The organism is Paeniroseomonas aquatica (genome assembly GCF_030409335.1).
Lineage (GTDB): Bacteria > Pseudomonadota > Alphaproteobacteria > Acetobacterales > Acetobacteraceae > Belnapia > Belnapia aquatica.
The window spans coordinates 1-3,751 of record NZ_JAUFPN010000280.1 but is presented as its reverse complement, the minus strand read 5'-3'; the positions used below and the strand labels follow the sequence as shown (position 1 = coordinate 3,751).

The window sequence follows — 3,751 nt, the reverse complement described above, 5'->3', positions numbered from 1 at the left end:
CCAGCCACGCCCAACCCCGATGTGAGCCAGGCCACAGCCCCAGCCACTTTCCCGGCCCGCCGAATCCCAGGCAGACTCGGGCGGGAACCCGCGGGGATGACCGGATGCGCCAGCCCAGCTTGAGACCGGTCCTCGGCCCGGCCGCGCTTTGCGCCAGCGCCTTCGCGCTGCAGGCCCTGGCACCCGGGGCGGCGACCGTCGCCGGGGTGGCGGCCTGGCTCGGCCTCGCCTGGACCGCGGCGCGGGTCTTCGACCTGCTGCTGCTGCGGGCCGCCTGGGCGGCGCGGCGGCCGCTGCCCTACCCGCGGCTGCTGGGCGACCTGGTGCGCGGCGCCTGCTTCGGGGCGGCGGGCATCGCGATCCTGCTGCTGGTCTTCGACCGGCCGGCGCTGGGGCTGGTCACCACCTCGGGCGTCGCCATCGCGGTCGTCGGCTTCGCGCTGCGCAACATCATCAGCGACCTCTTCTCCGGCCTCGCCCTCGGCATCGACGCGCCCTACCGCATCGGCGACTGGATCGAGACCGCCGAGGGCAGCGCCGGCCGCGTCACCGAGCTGAGCTGGCGGACCACCCGGCTGGTGACGCGCGACGGCGTGGCGGTGGTGGTGCCGAACGGCCTCATCGCCGCGCACCGGCTGGTGAACTGGGGCGCGGGCGAGGGCGGCCGCTACCGCGCCACGCTGCGCGTCACCCTCGACGCCGGGCTGCCGCCCGCCCGGGCCCGCCGCCTGCTGCTGGCCGCCGCGCTCGATGCCGGGCGCCGCTGGCCCGGCCTCGCCCCCGACGTGCTGCTGCAGGACCTAGCCGAGGGGCAGGCCACCTGGCTGCTGCGCTTCGGCGTCGCCGACCACGGCCGCGAGGCCGCCACCCGCGACGGCGTCGCCGAGGCCGTGCTGCGGGCCCTGCAGGGCGCCGGGATCGCCCCGGCCGGGCCGCTGCGGGCGCTGCGCCGCGCGCCGGCCACCGCCGCCCCGGATGCGGCGGCGCTGCTCGGCGGCCTGCCGCTGTTCCACGACTTCTCCGCCGCGGAACGCCAGGAGCTCGCCGCCGCGATGCGGCCGCTGACCCTGCCGGCCGGCACCGCCGTGGTCCGCGAGGGCGAGCCGGGCGAGTCCCTGTTCGTGCTGGCGGAAGGCGCGCTCGAGGTGCGGGTGGCGGCGGTGGAGGCGGCGGTCGACCTGCTGCTGCCGGGGGCCGTCTTCGGCGAGATGTCGCTGCTGACCGGCCAGCCGCGCAGCAGCACGGTGCTCGCCGCCAGCGAGGCGGTGGTCTTCGAGATCGGCCGGGCGCAGCTCGACCCGATCCTGCGCCGCCGCCCGGCGCTGGCGGAGGGGCTGGCGGCGATGATGGCGGCGCGCCAGGCGCACAACGCGGCGGCCCGGCTGCCCGCCGGCGCCGCCGGGCCACAGCCGGCGGCCAGGGGCGAGCTGCTCCGCCGGCTGCGGATCTTCTTCAGCCTGGAACACCACTGACCGGGCCGGTATTGTGGCCTGGCTCACAGCCCGGGGCCCGGGTCCCGGGTAGCTTCCCCTCAGCGGCGGGTTGCGCCGCCTCCAGCAAGGGGTTTCGCCATGTCCCGCAGCATCCGCCACCGCCTCACCGGTCTCGCCGCCCTGGCCTCGGTCCAGGCGCTGCTGCTCGGCGGCACCGCCCTGGCCCAGGGCCGCGTGCAGATCTTCGAGGAGCCGCCGCCGCTGGCCCTGCTGCGCGGCATCATGGTGCCGGAATCCCAGCCCGGCGCGAGCCGCCGCATCGTCATCACCCAGCCCGACCGGCCGGCGCCGATGGCGACCCAGGCCATGGCGATGGAGCCGGAGGCGGCGCCCGCCCCCGCCTCCGCCCCCGCCATGGCGAGCCCCGCGCCGCACCGGCCGCGCTGGCAGCCGGCCGCCGAGGCGGGCCCGGTGCTGGCCTCGACGCGGCCGGTGGAGCCGCCGCCGGCCAGCGAGCCGGCAGCCGCGCCGGCCGCGGGCAGCATCGGCTTCCGCATCAACTTCGCCCTCAACTCCGACGTGGTGCCGCAGAGCGCCTTCCCCTTCGTCGAGCGGATCGGCGAGCTGCTGCGCGACCAGCCGCAGGTGAAGCTGCGGGTCGAGGGCCATACCGACGCGCTGGGCCCGGAGGAGTACAACCTGCTGCTCTCGCAGCGCCGCGCGGTCGCGGTGGCGCAGTGGCTGGTGGACCGCCAGGGGATCGACCCGGCGCGGCTTGTGGTGCTCGGCCGTGGCGAGGAGGCGCCGCTGGTCGGGAACGGCTTCGACCCGCGCAACCGCCGCGTCCAGTTCGCCCGGGTGGAGTAGCGGCGATGCGTCGCCTCCTCCCGCTGCTGCTGCTGCTCCTGCTGGTCGCCGCCGCGGCCGAGGCCCGCGTCGTCCAGGCGCCGGAGACCGAGCGGGGCGGCCAGGCCCTGCCGCGCAAGGCCGCCGGATCGGCCAAGGGGCCCGACTGCCTCGACGCCGCCGTCTTCCGCAGCGGCCTCGCCTTCCCCGGCGGCTTCGGCTGGTTCGGCGTCCCGGACCTCGAGCTGGTGGCGCGGCTGAACGCCGTGGCGCGGGCGGAGCTGGCGGCCGGGCGGCCGCGCTGGCGCCGCCTGCACCCGCTCGGCCGGCCGGCCTGGCGGGCGGGGCCGAAGCCGCTGCTGCCGCGGCTGCGCTGAGGGCGCTCCCCCCTGGGGGCGCTCTCCTGGGGATGCTCCCCCAAGGGACGCTCCCCAGGGCGTGATGCCGCGGGCCGTTGCCTTCGCCGTCCGGCCGCCGCGACACTCCGGCTCAGGCCGGAATGGTGCAGCCATGGCGCGAATGCTGGGAGCCGCGCGGGGACTGCTGCTGCTGCTGGCCGCGGCCGGGCTCGGCCTGCTGCTGACCCGGCCGCCCTGGCCGCTGGCGGCGGCGGAGCGGCTGTACCAGGCGCTGGCCTTCCGGGCGCTGGCGCCGGTGCGGCCGCCGCATCCGCGGCTCGTGCTGATCGCCATCACCGAGGCGACGCTGGATGCCTACCCCTACCGCTCCCCGGTCGACCGCGGCTTCCTGGCCGGGCTGGTCGACGCCCTGGCCGGGGCCGGGGTGGCCGCCATCGGCCTCGACCTGCTGCTGGACCGGACGACGGAGCCGGCCAAGGATGCCGCCCTGCGCCAGGCGATCCGCCGCCGGGCGCCGCCGGTGGTGGCCATCACCGCCGGGCCGGAGACGGCGCTGGAGCCGGCGCGGCAGCGGGTGCTGGACGGCTTCCTGGACGGCGTGGCGACCGGCACCGCCAACCTCGCGCGCGACGTCTTCGACGGCCAGGTGCGCTGGCACCTGCCGCAGGCCGACGGCAGGCCCAGCCTGCCCGTGGCGCTGGCGCAGGCGGTCGGCGCCGCGGTGCCGGACCAACCCTTCCTGATCGACTGGCAGCGCAGCGCGGCCGGGCCGGTGGCGCCCGCCTACCCCGCCGAGGCGGTGCCGCTGCTGCCGGCGGAGTGGCTGCGGGGCCGCATCGCGCTGATCGGCAGCATGCTGCCCGGCAGCGACGAGCACCGCACCCCCGCCGCCGCCTTCGGCAAGCCGAGCTTCGGCGTCGAGATCCATGCCCAGGTGCTGGCGCAGCTGCTGGATGGCCGCGCCGGGGCGGCGGCCTGGTGGCGCGAGCCGGCGGCGCTGCTGCTGCTGGCCGGGCTGGGGCTGCTGGCCGGGGCGCGGCTGGCCGGGCGGCGCTTCCTGCTGGCGCTGGCCGGGCTGGCGCTGGGCTATCCCGCCGCCGCCCTCGCGGCGCT

At 78.3% G+C, this 3,751-nt stretch carries 4 protein-coding genes; all 4 read left to right on the top strand.

Annotated elements, in window-relative coordinates; all coding sequences use genetic code 11:
* The first annotated feature begins 104 nt into the window (after positions 1 to 104).
* On the top strand, positions 105 to 1,472 hold the full coding sequence (locus QWZ14_RS29460) for a mechanosensitive ion channel family protein (RefSeq protein WP_290320634.1): 1,368 nt from the start codon (positions 105 to 107) through the stop codon (positions 1,470 to 1,472).
* Between the two features lie 99 nt (positions 1,473 to 1,571).
* Entirely contained in the window at positions 1,572 to 2,300 is a 729-nt protein-coding gene (locus tag QWZ14_RS29455; RefSeq protein ID WP_290320633.1) for an OmpA family protein, read from the top strand.
* A 5-nt stretch (positions 2,301 to 2,305) separates the two neighbouring features.
* Positions 2,306 to 2,656: a hypothetical protein gene (locus QWZ14_RS29450; RefSeq protein WP_290320632.1), complete on the top strand. Its 351-nt coding sequence runs from the start codon at positions 2,306 to 2,308 to the stop codon at positions 2,654 to 2,656.
* Positions 2,657 to 2,789: 133 nt separating this feature from the next.
* On the top strand, positions 2,790 to 3,751 hold a 962-nt coding region (locus QWZ14_RS29445), incomplete at its 3' end, for a CHASE2 domain-containing protein (RefSeq protein ID WP_290320631.1).

Coding starts and splice junctions, on each gene's coding strand:
- QWZ14_RS29450 (WP_290320632.1), top strand. CDS start 2,306: ATGCGTCGCCTCCTCCCGCTGCTGCTGCTGCTCCTGCTGGTCGCCGCC.
- QWZ14_RS29460 (WP_290320634.1), top strand. CDS start 105: ATGCGCCAGCCCAGCTTGAGACCGGTCCTCGGCCCGGCCGCGCTTTGC.
- QWZ14_RS29455 (WP_290320633.1), top strand. CDS start 1,572: ATGTCCCGCAGCATCCGCCACCGCCTCACCGGTCTCGCCGCCCTGGCC.